Consider the following 14775-nt stretch of genomic DNA (forward strand, 5'->3'; position numbering starts at 1 on the left):
GTTATCGTTTATTACTATTTATTATTATTTTATAGCATTTTTTATATATAAGCAAGAAAAAAGAACTAAGATACATTTAAAAATGTATCCTAGCTCTTTAAAATTAATTAAAATTATTAGTACTATTAAAGCTTATTATTTCTTCATCATCTATATTTTTAGTCTTAGTGAAAAATACTCCTATAATTATTCCAATAGCTCCTATTATAGCAAATAATATATAAACCATAGTTCCACCAAAGCTTTCACTTAAAACATAAGGTGCTATAGTTGCAATTAAGTTATTAAGTATATGCATAATAACAGCTGGCCACAAGGACTTTGTCTTATAAGTAACATATCCAAATACTAACCCTAAAAGTGTTGCATACACACCTTGAATTAAATTAAAATGGAAAACCCCAAATAATATAGCTTGTATTATTATAGTCCATCTTATTGATATCTTTTTACTTAAAGTATTATAAATAACTCCTCTAAATAAAAATTCCTCTGCAAAAGGTGCAATGATTCCAACTGTAATAATAGAAAGAATTAAACTACCACTACTAAGTGGTGCCAATAAATCTTCCATATACTGAAATTGACTTGAAAATAGTCTTGCTTCATCAATTAAACTTAATACTCCTGAATTAAATAACCAACAAGAAATGCCTAAAATAATTGCAAAGCCAATATTAAAGCCACTAGTTTTCTTAAGTTGAAGCTCATCACTACAATTTTTCTTTCTTATTTTATAAATTAAAAATAGAATAAGAATAGTTAATACGGATGAAATTAACAGAAAAATATTTGTTACGCTTAAGGTAAATTGTATAAGACTATCTAAGTCTGGGTTAATAGGATTTATACCATTAGTAGTATTCCCCATTTCATTTATTACATAGAATATACCTATAATTATTCCACCAATAGTGGCTACTGATAATTGAGATAATAATGCTATAATTAAGTATCCTATAGCTGCAAAAAATGCTTTAACCTTTTCTTTCATAAAATTCTCTCCCTTCTAGCTAAAAGTATATATAAAATAATTATACCCTATTTTTACTTTTTATACCATAAATTATAATAAATATCCAATTGTATTTTATTTATAATTATACTTAATATATTATCTTTTATATAAAATTCTCTAAAAATCTACTTAATAATATATACTTTTTCATAAATACTCACAAAAGCTATCTTTTACCTTACTAATACTTTATTTTTTCTCAGCATTAGTTTAAAATTATATACATATTTATTATTTATATAATATTTGATTTAAAAGAAAAAAATAGTATATAACTATATATAATACTAAAAGATAATTTGTATAGGAGAGGTTTGCATATGTCAAATGAAAATATGTCATCTAACTTTATAAGAAATATAATTATTGAAGACTTAGAAAATAAAAAGCATGATGAAATAATAACTCGTTTCCCACCAGAACCAAACGGATACTTACACATAGGTCATGCTAAATCAATAGTTTTAAATTCAGGTCTAGCAGAAGAATTCAAAGGCAAATTTAATTTAAGATTTGATGATACTAATCCTACTAAAGAAGACACTGAATACGTTGAATCAATTAAAGAAGATGTTAAATGGTTAGGTGGTAATTGGGATAATATATATTTTGCATCTAACTATTTCGACATTATGTATGATAAAGCTAAACTATTAATTACTAAGGGATTAGCTTACGTTTGTGATTTAACGGCTGAAGAAATAAAAGAATATAGAGGAACATTAACTGAACCTGGAAAAGAAAGTCCTTACAGAAATAGATCTGTAGAAGAAAACCTTGATTTATTAGAAAGAATGAAAAAGGGTGAATTTGAAGATGGCACTAAGGTTTTAAGAGCTAAAATAGATATGTCATCCCCTAACATTAATATGAGAGATCCTATAATATATAGAATTGCTCATGCAACACATCACAATACTGGAGATAAGTGGTGCATATATCCTATGTATGATTTTGCACATCCTCTTGAAGATGCAATTGAAGGAATAACTCACTCAATTTGTACTTTAGAGTTTGAAGATCACAGACCACTTTATGATTGGTTTGTTAAAGAATGTGAAATGGAACATACTCCAAGACAAATTGAATTTGCTAGACTTAACATGACTAATACTGTTATGAGTAAGAGAAAACTGAAACAATTAGTTGATGAAAAAGTTGTTGATGGATGGGATGATCCAAGAATGCCTACTGTTTCTGGATTAAGAAGAAGAGGATATACCCCTGAAGCTATTAGAAACTTCTGTAGTGCAATTGGAGTTTCAAAAGCTAATTCAGTTGTAGATTCTCAAATGCTTGAACATTTCATAAGAGAAGATTTACAACTTAAGGCTAATGCTGCTATGGCTATTATAAGACCATTAAAAGTCGTTATAACTAACTATCCAGAAGGACAAACAGAAATGCTATCAGTTCCAAATAATGCTAAAAATGAAGAGGCTGGTACTAGAGAAGTTCCATTCTCAAGAGAAATATATATAGAGCAAGAAGATTTTATGGAAGTACCTGTTAAAAAGTACTTTAGATTATTCCCTGGAAACGAAGTAAGATTAATTGGAGCTTACTTTATTAAATGTAACGATGTAATAAAAGATGAAAATGGAAATGTAGTTGAATTACATTGTACTTATGACCCAGAAACTAAGAGTGGTTCTGGATTTACTGGAAGAAAAGTTAAAGGAACTATCCACTGGGTAGATGCAAAAACTGCAAAGCCAGCTGAATTTAGACTTTATGAACCATTAATATTAGATGATGCTCCTGAAAATGAAGGAAAGCATTTCTTAGAACAAATTAATCCTAATTCATTAGAAGTATTAGAAGGATTTATTGAAGAAACTACTGCTAAGATTGCAAAACCACAAGATAAATTCCAATTAGTAAGAAACGGATTCTTTAATGTTGATCCTAAGTACACTACTGATGAGAAGCTTGTATTTAACAGAATAGTTTCACTTAAGAGCTCATTTAAAATTAATAATTAAGTATTAAAAATGAAAGAATTAAAGAATGAAAAAATGAAAGAATTAAAAAGTTGTAGATATAATTCAGTGAACTGAATTATTGGATTTTTTTGAGAGTTGCTTTGGCAACTCTCTTTTCTTATATAATTATTTATTAAAAGCTATACAGTAAAATTTTATACTGATTAGTCAATTTTTCTGTTGAAATATTTCTTTCTTGGTTATAAAATATTCTATGTGTTTTATTTGCACAATTAATATACTTTACATATTAGGAGGCACTTATGAATAATTTTACAACTATATTAATACTAACAATTGTTGGCGGACTTATTGGATGGGTAACTAATATCTTAGCAATAAAGCTTTTATTTAGACCAATTAAACCAATAAAAATTCCTATTTTAAATATTGAAATAATAGGCTTAATTCCTAAAAGGAAAAATGAAATTGCTACTAACATAGGAGAAGTTATTTCTAATGAATTACTTTCAATGGAGGATATATTAGATCAAGCATTTAATAGCTCTAATGGTGAAAACTTCAATTCTTATTTAATAGATAAAATTAAAAATGTAATAAATGAAAAACTAAATATTATTCCTATGCCCTTTAGAATTATGGCATCACCTTATATTGATGAAATATTAAATAATGAGGTTCCTAAGGCAGTTAATGAAATTAGTGCTGATTTATTAAATAAAGCTAAGGAAAATGTTGATATTCAAAAAATTGTTGAAGAGAAAATCAATGAATTAGACTTAGAAAAACTAGAAGAGATAATAATTAAAGTTGCAAAAAAAGAACTAAAGCATATTGAAATTTTAGGGCTTGTACTAGGTGCTGTTATTGGAGTACTTCAAGGAATTTTAGTTATTTTCCTATAATTGATAAATTTACATATATAAAACTTTATACTTTATTATAGTAAAAAAACGCTATTTGAATAATATTTCAATTCAAATAGCGTTAATCTTTTACTATTTAGATAAATCTATAGTTATTTTTTCATTTTCTAATATTATCTTTTTACTGTTATCTGCTGAAAAATAATACTCTTTATCACTATCTAATGGTGGTAAAGTTAAAGTAAAATTATACCCATCATTTATTCCATTAAATTTTATATCTTGAATGTCTATTGGAGTTTTTTCTTCGTACCATTTGTCATTAATTACCCAATTTGATCTATCTTCATCGTCCCTCCCGTCTTTCCAAAATCCAATTCCTATATTATCTATTCTTTCTAAATATCCTTTAACTTTAATATCCATTAAAGTTTTATCTTCTTTAAAGTCAATACCATTGACAATATACTCTCCTCCTGTTTGAATCTTTATTAATGTTTTACTGTCTTTATTTAACTCTCCTTTTAATGTGTTGCTGTCTTTATTTAGTTCTCCTTTTTCGGTACCCCACTTCTTATAATCCTCACTTATATATGGAATAATAGTTATTGATTTTGCATTATCTGATGCATTACTAAATCTGAATGTACCATTTCCCAATAAATCTTTATTTATATTAAAACTACTACTTAGACTCATTCCTCTATTATCTATAGGCATTCCCTTATCATCTATTATAAAAAATCTTAATTTATTATCATCTGATCTTAGACCATAATTTTCAGTTGATTTTTCTGAATTAATATCATTATTAATTTTTTTTAATATATCAACATATATAAATGTATTTAGCTTACTTGTAATAACTTCTTTAATCTTATATACTCTATCTTCATAGTTAATTTCTTTATTTATATTATGTGTTTCTTTCCCCATATTTTCAGCATCTAAAGAAAGCTTAAACTTATATTTTTTAGGATAATGTCCCACCCAATTTCCATATAAATCATTTACTGTAAACTCTATTTTAGATTTGTCAGACAATTCATTTTCTGTAAATGTATAAGAGGCTAATCCAACATAAGTATTATCATTTATAAAATCACCATCATTTTCCTCATTATCATATTCTATATTTTTAAATCCACTTTTTATAATAGGAAATATTATTGGTTTATCATCAAACCCATTTTCTGATTTTAACTCATAAGCTATAGCTAATTCTATTCCATCATAGTAAATATTTTTAATTGTCATTGTAGTATCTTCATATTTTTTTGATATATTTATATCTTTTGCTCCTTCGACATATTGCTTTCCAACACCTATTGCCTCATTAATACTTTTAAAAGTTGGTCCTATAAGAGGTAGATTTTCTGCATAAGCAGGCATAACTATATTAAAAGCGAACATACAAACTATGGCTCCAGCAACTAATCCTAATGCTTTTTTAAATTTACTTTTTCTTTTAACATTTCTTTCTGGTAGCTCATCTAAAGTTTTATATATATTATTTTTCAACTTATCTGGTACCTCTATATTAATATTTCTCGCCTCTTTCCTTAGATCTTCATTAAACTTGTCTTCATCATAATTATTCATGATTACATACCTCACTCATAATATTATAAATTTTTTCCCTTCCTCTATTTAATCTAGACTTTACAGTTCCCTTAGCAATTTTTAGAGTATTACTTATTTCTTCTATAGACATATCTTCAAAATAAAATAACCACATGGTTAACCTTAACTCAGAATTTAATGAATCCATGGCTCTAATTAAATCTATATTTTTATATTTATCCTCATAAACTTCATTATTTATTTGTGAATCCTCAATATAAGTAATCTTTTTATTTTTTCTTATTATATTGTTACATTCATTTATTAAAATTCTTGTTAACTAGGTTTTAAAAAACTCCTCATTTTTTAGATATGGAATTTTCTCATATGCCTTTAATATAGTATTTTGAAGAGCATCTTCCATATCATATTCACTATTTAGAATTCCCCTACAAACAATATATAAGGACTTTAAATTCTCTTTAATTAAAATACCAAAAGCTTCCTTATCTCCTTCTATAGCTAATCTAACATTACTTTTCTTAAGCTTTTCATCTTTAAGTTTATTTAATATCCCTATAGGAATAATATTAGACATATTCATTATATTTCCCCTTCCATTTACCATAGCTATATTAACTTATCTTCACTTAATTAGACGCATACCTTAATTTAAAAGTTCCATCGAAATACACAATAAATTCTATTATAAAAAAAGAGTTGCCTAGCAACTCTTTGTATTAATCATCTAATTTAAATAATAATTCTTCTTCTAAAACTTTTCCTGTATCCTTAAATCCAAAACTTTCATAAAGTTTTCTTGCAATATTATTCTTCGGATCAAAGGAAATATATATATCCTTACAATCCTCAAATTTCTTCATTTCTTCAATTATTTTACCTAAGGCAAGTTTTCCATATCCTTTTCCTTGATATCTATGGTCTATCATAAACCTACATATTTCATAAAAAGAATATTCATAGCAATATCCATACATTGTAAAGCCAACCATTAAGTCATCATCATATATTGCTTTCACAATCCATCCCTTTTGAACCTTAGATTGTGCAATTGAAAAGGCATTTGAAGCAACAAACTCTTCAAAAACATAGTGCTTTCCCTCTTTATTAGTTGTTAAAAGGGTACATTCCTCTAAATTATTTTCATCGATATCTTTTAAATATATACTCATATTATCTCTTCCCCTTCATAAGACTTTTAATCCTATGCCTTTCGTGACTCTTAGCCTTTGATAAATTATATGCTTCTTCTTTTTTAAGCTTTTTATATCTTTCTAATCTATCTAAGTCTAATTCTCCATTTTCAATGGCTTCTCTTATTGCACATTTAGGTTCATTCTTATGAGTACAATCTGAAAACTTACATTGTTTTTCTAACTCTTCAATATTACTAAAGGACTTATTAACATCAGCAGATATTAATCCAAGTTCCCTCATTCCAGGAGTATCAATTATTACTCCACCATCTTCTAATAAAAATAACTCTCTATGAGTGGTTGTATGTCTTCCTTTATCATTTTCACTAATTGAATTAGTTTTTAAAACTTCTTTATTTAATAACTTATTTATAAGTGTAGATTTTCCTACACCTGATGACCCTATAAAGGCTATTGTTGTTCCTGTCTTAATATATTCTTTAACTTTTTCATATCCATTTCCATTTAAACTTGAAGTTACTAGTATATCTATTCCTATAGCTGCTTCTTCAACTTCACTTAGTCTTTCATCTATATCTTCGCATAAATCTGACTTAGTTAATACTACAACAGGTGTTGCCATACTATCCCAAGCCACAGCTATATATCTTTCAAGTCTATTAATATTAAAATCATTATTTAAAGCCATGCATATAAATATATAATCAATATTTGCTGCAACAACTTGTGTATCATATCTAGTACCAGCTATCTTTCTAGAAAAATAACTTTTTCTAGTTAATACTTTATGAATTATAGCATCACCATTTTTATTATCTGTTCTATCTAATAATACCCAATCTCCTACTACAGGATAATCTAAAGTACTATTTGAAGAATATGATAATTTTCCAGATACTCTTGCAAGTACTTCTCCTTCTTCAGTAACAACTCTATAAATATCCTTATATTGTACTGAAACTCTTCCTAAATAAAAGTTTTCATTATAAATACTTGCTTCCTTAATGTATCCTTCATTTAATCCTAATTCTAGTAAGTTTTTATTATTCATTCTTCCTCCCGAAATTAAACATATTGGGAAGGATATTTATTGCTATATTGAAGTCACCTTCCCCTTAACAACAATATAGTTTTTGATTCTTCTTACTAAACTCATCATAAAACATCACATCCTTTCAGATAATTAATGGTTAATCTTGTAATTACCATTATATTTATTATATATTAATACTCATAATTTTCACACAATTTTATTAATATTTTTTTCAATTACACCTCTAATTAATATATAATAAAAATACATATTAATTAACAATTGTATTAAATAGCATAATAACAATGTATTAGGTTATTAAATGAATATAGATTATTACGGAATGATTATTAAAAGGAGAGCTATACATGGATAAAGAAGCTACTTATGTTAAAGAATTATTAAATAAAGAAGAATTACTTAAAGCATTTCCAATAATTAAGCAGTTGAGAACACATTTAATTGAGGAAACATATTTAAACTTAATTCTAGATATGAAAAAAGAAGGCTATAAAATGTTTGCACTCTATGTAGACGAAGAAGTTGTTGCAGTTATAGGGGTGATTAAACTTACAAACCTATACTATGGCAAACATATATGGGTTAATGATTTAGTTACTGATGTAAATAAAAGGTCAAATAAATACGGACAAATCCTCCTATCATTTATTAATGAATGGGCAAAAGAAAATGGTTGTGATGTAGTTGCACTATCATCAGGATTACAACGAGTAGAAGCACATAAGTTTTATGAACTCAAAATGGGATTTGATAAAACAAGTTATGTATTTAAAAAGCAGCTTTAATTTTTATAATTAATAGATGCGCTGCAAAATTTAAAACTATTTCAAATTAAAAGTTGATAAATTTATTTATCAACTTTTATACTTTATTCGTTAGGTATAACTTCACCATTTTCATCTAGTAAATATATTGCAAAAACTATATCAATTTTTAAAGGATCTTCTTCTACACTTTCACCATTATATACAATTCTTATTTTGTCTCCCTTTTCTAATTCTGGCAGACTATCAGTAGATACTGTATTTTTATTTACAATAATACAATTTGCATTAATAATATCTTTATCTGAATTAACATTCTCATTGTCTATTGGAACAACATTAATAATTTCTTCTGCTATATCATCTACAACTGCATTTATATAATTTTGTGTTTTACCACTTTCTACTTTACACTTTACACATCCTATCATTAATAAGCTTAAACAAAAAGTAAAAATCAAAAGAGTTGCTTTTTTAAAAATATATTTATATTCATTCATCCTCTTTACTAACCTACTTAACATAAGCATTACCCCTTATTACTAAAAATATTATTAAAGTCTAATAAACTAAGTAGACCTTATAAATTTATATTATGCTTACAAATATAAAATATAAATTATTTGCAATTGTATTGTTTATTAATGGCTAAAAAATTTAGGTGGATGGGATGACTATGGAAGGCCTAGAGCTCTTGATTTCAATAAACTCGTAAAAGAATATAAAAGAGTTCTATCTGGTGATATTAAATCAGTTGAATGTATGAAATTATTAGGTATAACTCAACCTAATTATTATAGATATAGAAAAGAATATTAAAATGAGCATTTAAAATAGAGGATATTGCCAAATTTCGTAGAATATTTGTTCTATGGAAGGAGGTGAGTCAATGTTTGATGATTTCTATGGAGAAACTAATAGAAGTAAAGATTATACTGATACAGCGTTGATATGTGAAAATGGACATATAATTAACTCTTGTATGGTTGAATATCCTGAATCTAATAGTGAATATTGTGAAAAATGTGGAGCTAAGAATATTAGTACTTGTCCAAACTGTAAAAAGACAATTGATGGATATAGGCATGTATCAGGTTGGATTGGAAGTTTAGAAATTGAATTACCAAGCTATTGTAAAAAATGTGGTAGCCCCTTTCCATGGACTGAATCTAGGACTAACGCATTAAATGAAATAGTAGATCTTATGGAGGAATTAAGCAATGATGAAAAGGAAGATTTAAAACAATCAGCTGTAATAATTTCTACTGATAATCCAAAAACACAATTAGGCGCATTTAAAATCAAAAAATATTTATCTAAAGTAGGAAAATCAATTGGAGATGTTGCTAGACAAATCATTGTTGATGTAGCGTCAGAAACAGCCCTGAAAATTTTGAAAGAGCAAGGTGTTATATAGAACTCTCAATAACGAGGGTTCTTTTTATTTGGACGGGATTATGATTGTATTATACTACTTATAAATGCAAAAGATGTGGTAAAGAAGTTATATTACTAACTGAACAACTTAATAGCACATTCAAATCTGGTAAATATATATCATGCTCTCATTGTAATATCAAAAATGTATTTAAAGAAATTGAAACAGATGATCTTAGCTAGAAGATATAGAAGAAATTCTCATGGGGCCATTGAACAAACTTAAAAGGAAAAATGTTACTTTTATAGAATTATTATTCTATGGGAGAGTGATTTTATGAATATTAACGAACGATTAGAAGAATTTTTAATAAAAAAACCAGATGGATATAGAAGTGATGTTAAGATTTTCCTTGATTTTCTAATGTCTAAAAACTTACCATTATGTAAAGAGGTATTACAAGGTATTAGAACTAAGAATGTAATAGAAAGTATCAATTATTATAAAATAAAAAGTAATTTAGCATCTGTTAGTAAAGCAAAGAGATATGCTTCTGCAATAAGTGAATTTTTCAAATACTTAATTTCACATGGATATGTAGAAAATAAAGAATTCTATGACGAATTGAATTTACCAACAACAATAAATAAATCTTATTTATATAAAATAAATGAATATATATCTAAGGATCCTGATTTAAAAGAAAAGGATACATACAAAATATATACATCAGAAGAAGTAAGAGATTTAATTTTGAAATGTGATGACGTGTTAGGTAAGGATAGTAATTTCATAATTTCTAAAGACAAAGAATATAGTAAATTCATTGCTGCTTTATGTTTAAAATTGATTGCACTAAATGGAATTACTTACAGAGAATTGAGAAAGATTAAAGTAACTGAAGATATTGCTAAATATAATAAAATTTTAATTAATGATTTTAGACTAACTTTACCAGAGAAATATGGGCAGCAACTAAAAAAATATATAGATATAAGAAACCAAATATTAATTAAAAATAGTAAGGTCTCAGATAGTTTATTTATTAATAAAAAGGGAGATACTCTTCCAGTACCAACTTCTAATATATCTTGGTTTTTAGATGTATGTACTGGTAGAAATGACTTAAATGGATTAATTAAATATGCAATTAAAAATATGATAATAGTAGGTATTAATGATAGTGTCATTTCTAGATTAACAGGAGCATCTAGTATTCTTATACAACAAGCAATATATAATGAAGAAGATAATGATAAATTATATTGGAATAAATATTTAGACAGTAGGAATAGAAATTTAGAATTATTTGACTTAATTTAATAAAAAGAAAGGTGATAAAGTATTAATATACAATTTGAATTCCCTAGTGATGAAGCTAGTAATAAATGGTTGCTTTATCACTACTCAAAAAAATATTATAATGATTTAAGTATTCCTGAATATAAAGCTGATGAATTAACTGATAAAAGAATTTTAGAAAACTCTAAAAATTTGTTTGGATAGCATGGATTAGCATGACAATTAGGCAAATAAGTTTAGAGTTTTTTTGTTTGTATTTTTTACAAGATATATATCTACCTAAAGCAGATAATGTGCCATCTCCTATTGCTGAACTTCACCATGATATGTGGAGAGATGTACAAGAATCTGTAATCGATACTATACCAAAGTAATTAGAGCGAGTAGTTTCAAAAGGTACTGGTAAATCTGCTTTTTGTACTTTAGTGTCTTTATGTGTGGTAGTTGCTTATAAACATACGTACTAATATGTTCTGATATAGGATCTACTGCTGAAAAGTTTATCAAAGATATTAAAGATAAAAAAAGATATATATATTACTAATAACCGATTAACTATTGTTTTATATACCTAAAGCTTTTTATTTTTTTCTAAATTCGTCTTGTTAAACTATTGGCAATTACAAAGAGCGATCAATTCTCCTTTTTAATCGTTCAATATCAATATCACTTTAAAATAAAATGTAAATAAAAAAAGAAATTTCACCCCAAGTGAAATTTCAACCTTAATTCTTACCTATTACTTATTTTTTTATTTGCCAGTAACATCTTTTTGGTGAATAAATCTTTTCTTCCTTTTTTAGTTTATCCATTACCTTAGATACTTCTTTTTTATCTATGCCTGTTTTTTCTGCAACTGCAGTAGCATTCATCGGCTCATCATTCTTTTCAAAACATTCTAATACAACGTTATAATTTTCCATTTTTTCATCTCCTTTTTATTATATCATATTAATTTTACATAATAATCTATATTAATTTCAACTATTAAATAAAAATTTTTATTTTCTGACTTTTATTTTCCTATTCTATAATTATATCCAATTTTCAAGTAACTATTTTATTAATTTCTTAAATTAATAAATAAGGTACTATCACGCTAAAAATTAGTGCATAATTCCTTTTTAATAAAAAAATAAAGGAGCTATCTTTAACAGATTTTTATCTGCTAATGCGATAGCCCCTTAGATTTTAAAACTACTTTCAGTAGTTTTTACATTAATTATACATTATCAATTATGCATTTTGCATTGTGCAACAGCACCTTTATTTTATATATTTAAAAATGCTTCAAATCTAGCTCTTACTTTATCTTCACCTAATATTTGCATAATAGTATAAAGATCTGGAGTATTACTTCTATGAGATAAAGCTGCTCTTACAGCTCCAGCAACATCAGAAATCATTCCCTTAAAGGCATCTGGATTTGCTTTGTATTCTTTTCTATTTGCACAATATCCAAGCTCTCCTCCAATTACCTTTAACTCTTCAAACCAAGCTTCTTGACTTCCTGAATTAAAGTTAAATTTATCTTTATATACTTTTATTATTTCTTTTGCATTTTCTAAGCTTAAAGTCTTTGGAAGTTCAACATTTTCTGCTGTTTCCTTATTAAATAATTCATCAAAGAAATAATCTACTTTTCCTCTTACTTCATCCCATTTAGCAAAATCTTTTCTTGGCTTTGGACCTTCTTTATCTATATTGAAGATTTCCTTAGACATCTTTTCATTTGCAGTAACTAAGTCATACATTTCTTTATCGAAATCCTTAGCCCATTCAGTATATAATTCATAAACCTTATCAGCTTTCATCTTACAAATAACTTCTTTACTTACATCATTTAATTTAACTATATCAAATAATGCTCCTGACTTACTCATCTTATCTAAAGCTATTTCAAATTCATGATAATCTACAGTAGGATTTTCTGCTCTCCAATCTTCAAAAGTAGAATTTATTATATTTAATAAATATTCAACAACTGATTGAACAGGGTATCCGACTTCTTTATAGTATGAAACTGCAGCTTCTGCATCTTTTCTCTTAGATAATTTTCTCTTAGAACCATTATCATTTTTCATTATTGTTGGAATGTGAGCATAGTTTGGTCTTTCTAAACCTAATGTATCAAATAATTGTACGTGTATTGGTAATGAAGATAACCATTCTTCTCCTCTTATAACATGAGTAGTTCTCATTAATGCATCATCTATAGCATGAGCAAAGTGATAAGTTGGAAGTCCATCTCCCTTTATAATAACTATATCTTGATTATTTTCTGGGAAGCTTATGTCACCCTTTATTAAATCATGGAATTCTACTCTATTTTCTATATTTCCAGGTGACTTAAATCTAATTATGTAAGCCTCTCCATTATTTATCTTTTCCATAGCTTCTTCAACAGTTAAATTTCTATCCTTAGCATATTCTCCATAATATCCAGGAGTTATTTTAGCAGCAGTTTGTTTTTCTCTTAGCTCTGCTAATTCTTCTGGTGTATCAAAAGCAGGATAAGCTAATCCTTTTTTAATTAAATCCTTAGCAAAAGCTCTGTATATATCAGCTCTTTCACTTTGTCTATATGGACCGTATTCTCCCTTTGAAGTATTATCTCCAGTCATACCTTCATTAAAGTCCATACCAAAGTTATGCATAGTTTCAATAGTGTCTTCTATAGCACCTTGCACTTCTCTTTTTTGGTCAGTATCTTCTATTCTTAAATAAAATACTCCACCTGTTTGGCTTGCTAATCTTTCATTAATTAAAGCAGCAAAAACTCCACCAATGTGTTGAAATCCAGTTGGTGATGGTGCATATCTTGTAACTACAGCACCTTCTTTTAAATTTCTTTTTGGATATTTTGCAATATAATCTTCTGGTGTTTTATCAATATTAGGGAATATTAATTCAGCTAATTTTTCTAAACTCATATTTATCTTCCTTCCGTAGTTTAATTTTTTTATAAATAAAAAAGCCCTTCATCCTATAAATATTAGGACGAAAGACTATATTTCCGCGTTACCACCTAAATTGATTAATTAAAAATTAATCCACTCAATCTCTTTAAGGGGAGAAACCCATAAACTTACTTGCAATTTAATAATGCAGTTTCAGTTTATAGCTCCAGAGCTTCCTTCAATAGCATCAAATTTTAAGCTTCCACCCCTGCTTAAATCTCTGTAAAATGATTATCTATCTAATTTTCTCTTTCATAGCTTATTATTTATAGTTTGTCATACTCATTATAACTATACATTTATAATTTGTAAATAATTTTATATTATTCATTTTATAATATATTCTTACGCTAAACTATCTAGATAAAGGCTATTCAACTCATTTCTTGGCATTATAGCTTCAACTAAATATCCCATTATTATTACTCCAGGTATATCAATTAAAAGTCTTGCTAAAGTAAATTTATATCCAAGTGAAGAAAATTCAAAAATTAATGTAGATATTTTAGTTATACACCAAGCATTCATAAAGATTATTATATTGCTAAACTTAACTCCTTTTTTAAGAAGAACCTTAGTATCTTTGTTTCAAATTAATAACAAAATTTTATTAATATCTATATAATTTGATAAACTTAGTATAAATTTATATAATATGATTATATTTACTTATATATCTCATTGCCAAAATAAGTTAAGCAATGAAATATCAATGAATTTTATAACAAATTCAAATAAATTTAGTT

At 26.5% G+C, this 14775-nt stretch carries 16 protein-coding genes and 1 other annotated feature; of the genes, 6 read left to right on the forward strand and 10 right to left on the reverse strand.

Annotated elements, in window-relative coordinates; translation table 11 throughout:
• Nucleotides 1-103: 103 nt before the first annotated feature.
• Nucleotides 104-994 (reverse strand): lysostaphin resistance A-like protein, encoded by an 891-nt coding sequence (locus ACFYH6_RS13830; protein ID WP_416178340.1) that lies wholly within the window; start codon nt 992-994, stop codon nt 104-106.
• Between the two features lie 344 nt (nt 995-1338).
• Here ACFYH6_RS13830 and ACFYH6_RS13835 point away from each other — a divergent pair, with 344 nt between their 5' ends.
• Both ACFYH6_RS13835 and ACFYH6_RS13840 read left to right on the forward strand, forming a co-directional pair.
• On the forward strand, nt 1339-3003 hold the full coding sequence (locus ACFYH6_RS13835; protein WP_416178339.1) for a glutamine--tRNA ligase/YqeY domain fusion protein: 1665 nt from the start codon (nt 1339-1341) through the stop codon (nt 3001-3003).
• A 263-nt stretch (nt 3004-3266) separates the two neighbouring features.
• On the forward strand, nt 3267-3869 hold the full coding sequence (locus ACFYH6_RS13840; protein ID WP_316344345.1) for a DUF445 domain-containing protein: 603 nt from the start codon (nt 3267-3269) through the stop codon (nt 3867-3869).
• 93 nt (nt 3870-3962) lie between these two features.
• Here ACFYH6_RS13840 and ACFYH6_RS13845 read toward each other — a convergent pair whose 3' ends face one another.
• The 5 genes from ACFYH6_RS13845 to rsgA all read right to left on the reverse strand — a co-directional run bounded on the left by ACFYH6_RS13845 (nt 3963) and on the right by rsgA (nt 7622).
• Entirely contained in the window at nt 3963-5432 is a 1470-nt protein-coding gene (locus ACFYH6_RS13845; protein WP_416178338.1) for a DUF4179 domain-containing protein, read from the reverse strand.
• Nucleotides 5425-5724: an RNA polymerase sigma factor gene (locus ACFYH6_RS13850; RefSeq protein WP_416246482.1), complete on the reverse strand. Its 300-nt coding sequence runs from the start codon at nt 5722-5724 to the stop codon at nt 5425-5427. The genes ACFYH6_RS13845 and ACFYH6_RS13850 overlap by 8 nt, the downstream gene beginning before the upstream one ends.
• A gap of 9 nt (nt 5725-5733) precedes the next feature.
• Nucleotides 5734-5997 (reverse strand): RNA polymerase sigma factor, encoded by a 264-nt coding sequence (locus tag ACFYH6_RS13855; RefSeq protein WP_416178337.1) that lies wholly within the window; start codon nt 5995-5997, stop codon nt 5734-5736.
• Nucleotides 5998-6133: 136 nt separating this feature from the next.
• Nucleotides 6134-6586: a GNAT family N-acetyltransferase gene (locus ACFYH6_RS13860; protein ID WP_416178336.1), complete on the reverse strand. Its 453-nt coding sequence runs from the start codon at nt 6584-6586 to the stop codon at nt 6134-6136.
• 1 nt (nt 6587) lies between these two features.
• On the reverse strand, nt 6588-7622 hold the full coding sequence (gene rsgA / locus ACFYH6_RS13865) for a ribosome small subunit-dependent GTPase A (protein ID WP_416178335.1): 1035 nt from the start codon (nt 7620-7622) through the stop codon (nt 6588-6590).
• A gap of 350 nt (nt 7623-7972) precedes the next feature.
• Here rsgA and ACFYH6_RS13870 point away from each other — a divergent pair, with 350 nt between their 5' ends.
• Nucleotides 7973-8410, forward strand: coding sequence for a GNAT family N-acetyltransferase (locus tag ACFYH6_RS13870; RefSeq protein ID WP_316344338.1), 438 nt, complete (start codon nt 7973-7975; stop codon nt 8408-8410).
• Nucleotides 8411-8493: 83 nt separating this feature from the next.
• Here the strand turns inward: ACFYH6_RS13870 and ACFYH6_RS13875 are convergent, their stop codons facing one another.
• The gene (locus ACFYH6_RS13875) at nt 8494-8913 is read right to left on the reverse strand and encodes a hypothetical protein (protein WP_316344337.1); all 420 of its coding nucleotides are present in this window, start codon (nt 8911-8913) and stop codon (nt 8494-8496) included.
• A gap of 365 nt (nt 8914-9278) precedes the next feature.
• Here ACFYH6_RS13875 and ACFYH6_RS13880 point away from each other — a divergent pair, with 365 nt between their 5' ends.
• The 3 genes from ACFYH6_RS13880 to ACFYH6_RS13890 all read left to right on the forward strand — a co-directional run bounded on the left by ACFYH6_RS13880 (nt 9279) and on the right by ACFYH6_RS13890 (nt 11443).
• Nucleotides 9279-9806 (forward strand): DUF2321 domain-containing protein, encoded by a 528-nt coding sequence (locus ACFYH6_RS13880; RefSeq protein WP_316344335.1) that lies wholly within the window; start codon nt 9279-9281, stop codon nt 9804-9806.
• Nucleotides 9807-10103: 297 nt separating this feature from the next.
• On the forward strand, nt 10104-11090 hold the full coding sequence (locus ACFYH6_RS13885) for a hypothetical protein (protein ID WP_316344333.1): 987 nt from the start codon (nt 10104-10106) through the stop codon (nt 11088-11090).
• A 230-nt stretch (nt 11091-11320) separates the two neighbouring features.
• Complete coding sequence (locus tag ACFYH6_RS13890) at nt 11321-11443, forward strand: hypothetical protein (protein WP_316344332.1); 123 nt, start codon at nt 11321-11323, stop codon at nt 11441-11443.
• 369 nt (nt 11444-11812) lie between these two features.
• Here the strand turns inward: ACFYH6_RS13890 and ACFYH6_RS13895 are convergent, their stop codons facing one another.
• The 3 genes from ACFYH6_RS13895 to ACFYH6_RS13905 form a co-directional block, all read right to left on the reverse strand.
• Nucleotides 11813-11992: a MarR family transcriptional regulator gene (locus ACFYH6_RS13895; protein WP_291629974.1), complete on the reverse strand. Its 180-nt coding sequence runs from the start codon at nt 11990-11992 to the stop codon at nt 11813-11815.
• 348 nt (nt 11993-12340) lie between these two features.
• Nucleotides 12341-14002, reverse strand: coding sequence for a glutamate--tRNA ligase (gene gltX, locus ACFYH6_RS13900; protein WP_416178334.1), 1662 nt, complete (start codon nt 14000-14002; stop codon nt 12341-12343).
• Nucleotides 14003-14062: 60 nt separating this feature from the next.
• Nucleotides 14063-14294: a binding site (T-box leader), on the reverse strand.
• An 80-nt stretch (nt 14295-14374) separates the two neighbouring features.
• On the reverse strand, nt 14375-14557 hold the full coding sequence (locus tag ACFYH6_RS13905; protein WP_416178333.1) for a hypothetical protein: 183 nt from the start codon (nt 14555-14557) through the stop codon (nt 14375-14377).
• Nucleotides 14558-14775: the final 218 nt, after the last annotated feature.

Origin of the sequence: Clostridium sp. HCS.1 (assembly GCF_047900555.1) — a bacterium.
In the GTDB taxonomy this organism is placed as follows: domain Bacteria; phylum Bacillota; class Clostridia; order Clostridiales; family Clostridiaceae; genus Clostridium.

What these genes read in the sequence shown, in the direction of transcription:
- ACFYH6_RS13830 (WP_416178340.1), bottom strand. Translation starts at nt 994, where the DNA reads ATGAAAGAAAAGGTTAAAGCATTTTTTGCAGCTATAGGATACTTAATT.
- ACFYH6_RS13835 (WP_416178339.1), top strand. Translation starts at nt 1,339, where the DNA reads ATGTCAAATGAAAATATGTCATCTAACTTTATAAGAAATATAATTATT.
- ACFYH6_RS13840 (WP_316344345.1), top strand. Translation starts at nt 3,267, where the DNA reads ATGAATAATTTTACAACTATATTAATACTAACAATTGTTGGCGGACTT.
- ACFYH6_RS13845 (WP_416178338.1), bottom strand. Translation starts at nt 5,432, where the DNA reads ATGAATAATTATGATGAAGACAAGTTTAATGAAGATCTAAGGAAAGAG.
- ACFYH6_RS13855 (WP_416178337.1), bottom strand. Translation starts at nt 5,997, where the DNA reads ATGAATATGTCTAATATTATTCCTATAGGGATATTAAATAAACTTAAA.
- ACFYH6_RS13860 (WP_416178336.1), bottom strand. Translation starts at nt 6,586, where the DNA reads ATGAGTATATATTTAAAAGATATCGATGAAAATAATTTAGAGGAATGT.
- rsgA (WP_416178335.1), bottom strand. Translation starts at nt 7,622, where the DNA reads ATGAATAATAAAAACTTACTAGAATTAGGATTAAATGAAGGATACATT.
- ACFYH6_RS13870 (WP_316344338.1), top strand. Translation starts at nt 7,973, where the DNA reads ATGGATAAAGAAGCTACTTATGTTAAAGAATTATTAAATAAAGAAGAA.
- ACFYH6_RS13875 (WP_316344337.1), bottom strand. Translation starts at nt 8,913, where the DNA reads ATGTTAAGTAGGTTAGTAAAGAGGATGAATGAATATAAATATATTTTT.
- ACFYH6_RS13880 (WP_316344335.1), top strand. Translation starts at nt 9,279, where the DNA reads ATGTTTGATGATTTCTATGGAGAAACTAATAGAAGTAAAGATTATACT.
- ACFYH6_RS13885 (WP_316344333.1), top strand. Translation starts at nt 10,104, where the DNA reads ATGAATATTAACGAACGATTAGAAGAATTTTTAATAAAAAAACCAGAT.
- ACFYH6_RS13895 (WP_291629974.1), bottom strand. Translation starts at nt 11,992, where the DNA reads ATGGAAAATTATAACGTTGTATTAGAATGTTTTGAAAAGAATGATGAG.
- gltX (WP_416178334.1), bottom strand. Translation starts at nt 14,002, where the DNA reads ATGAGTTTAGAAAAATTAGCTGAATTAATATTCCCTAATATTGATAAA.
- ACFYH6_RS13905 (WP_416178333.1), bottom strand. Translation starts at nt 14,557, where the DNA reads ATGAATGCTTGGTGTATAACTAAAATATCTACATTAATTTTTGAATTT.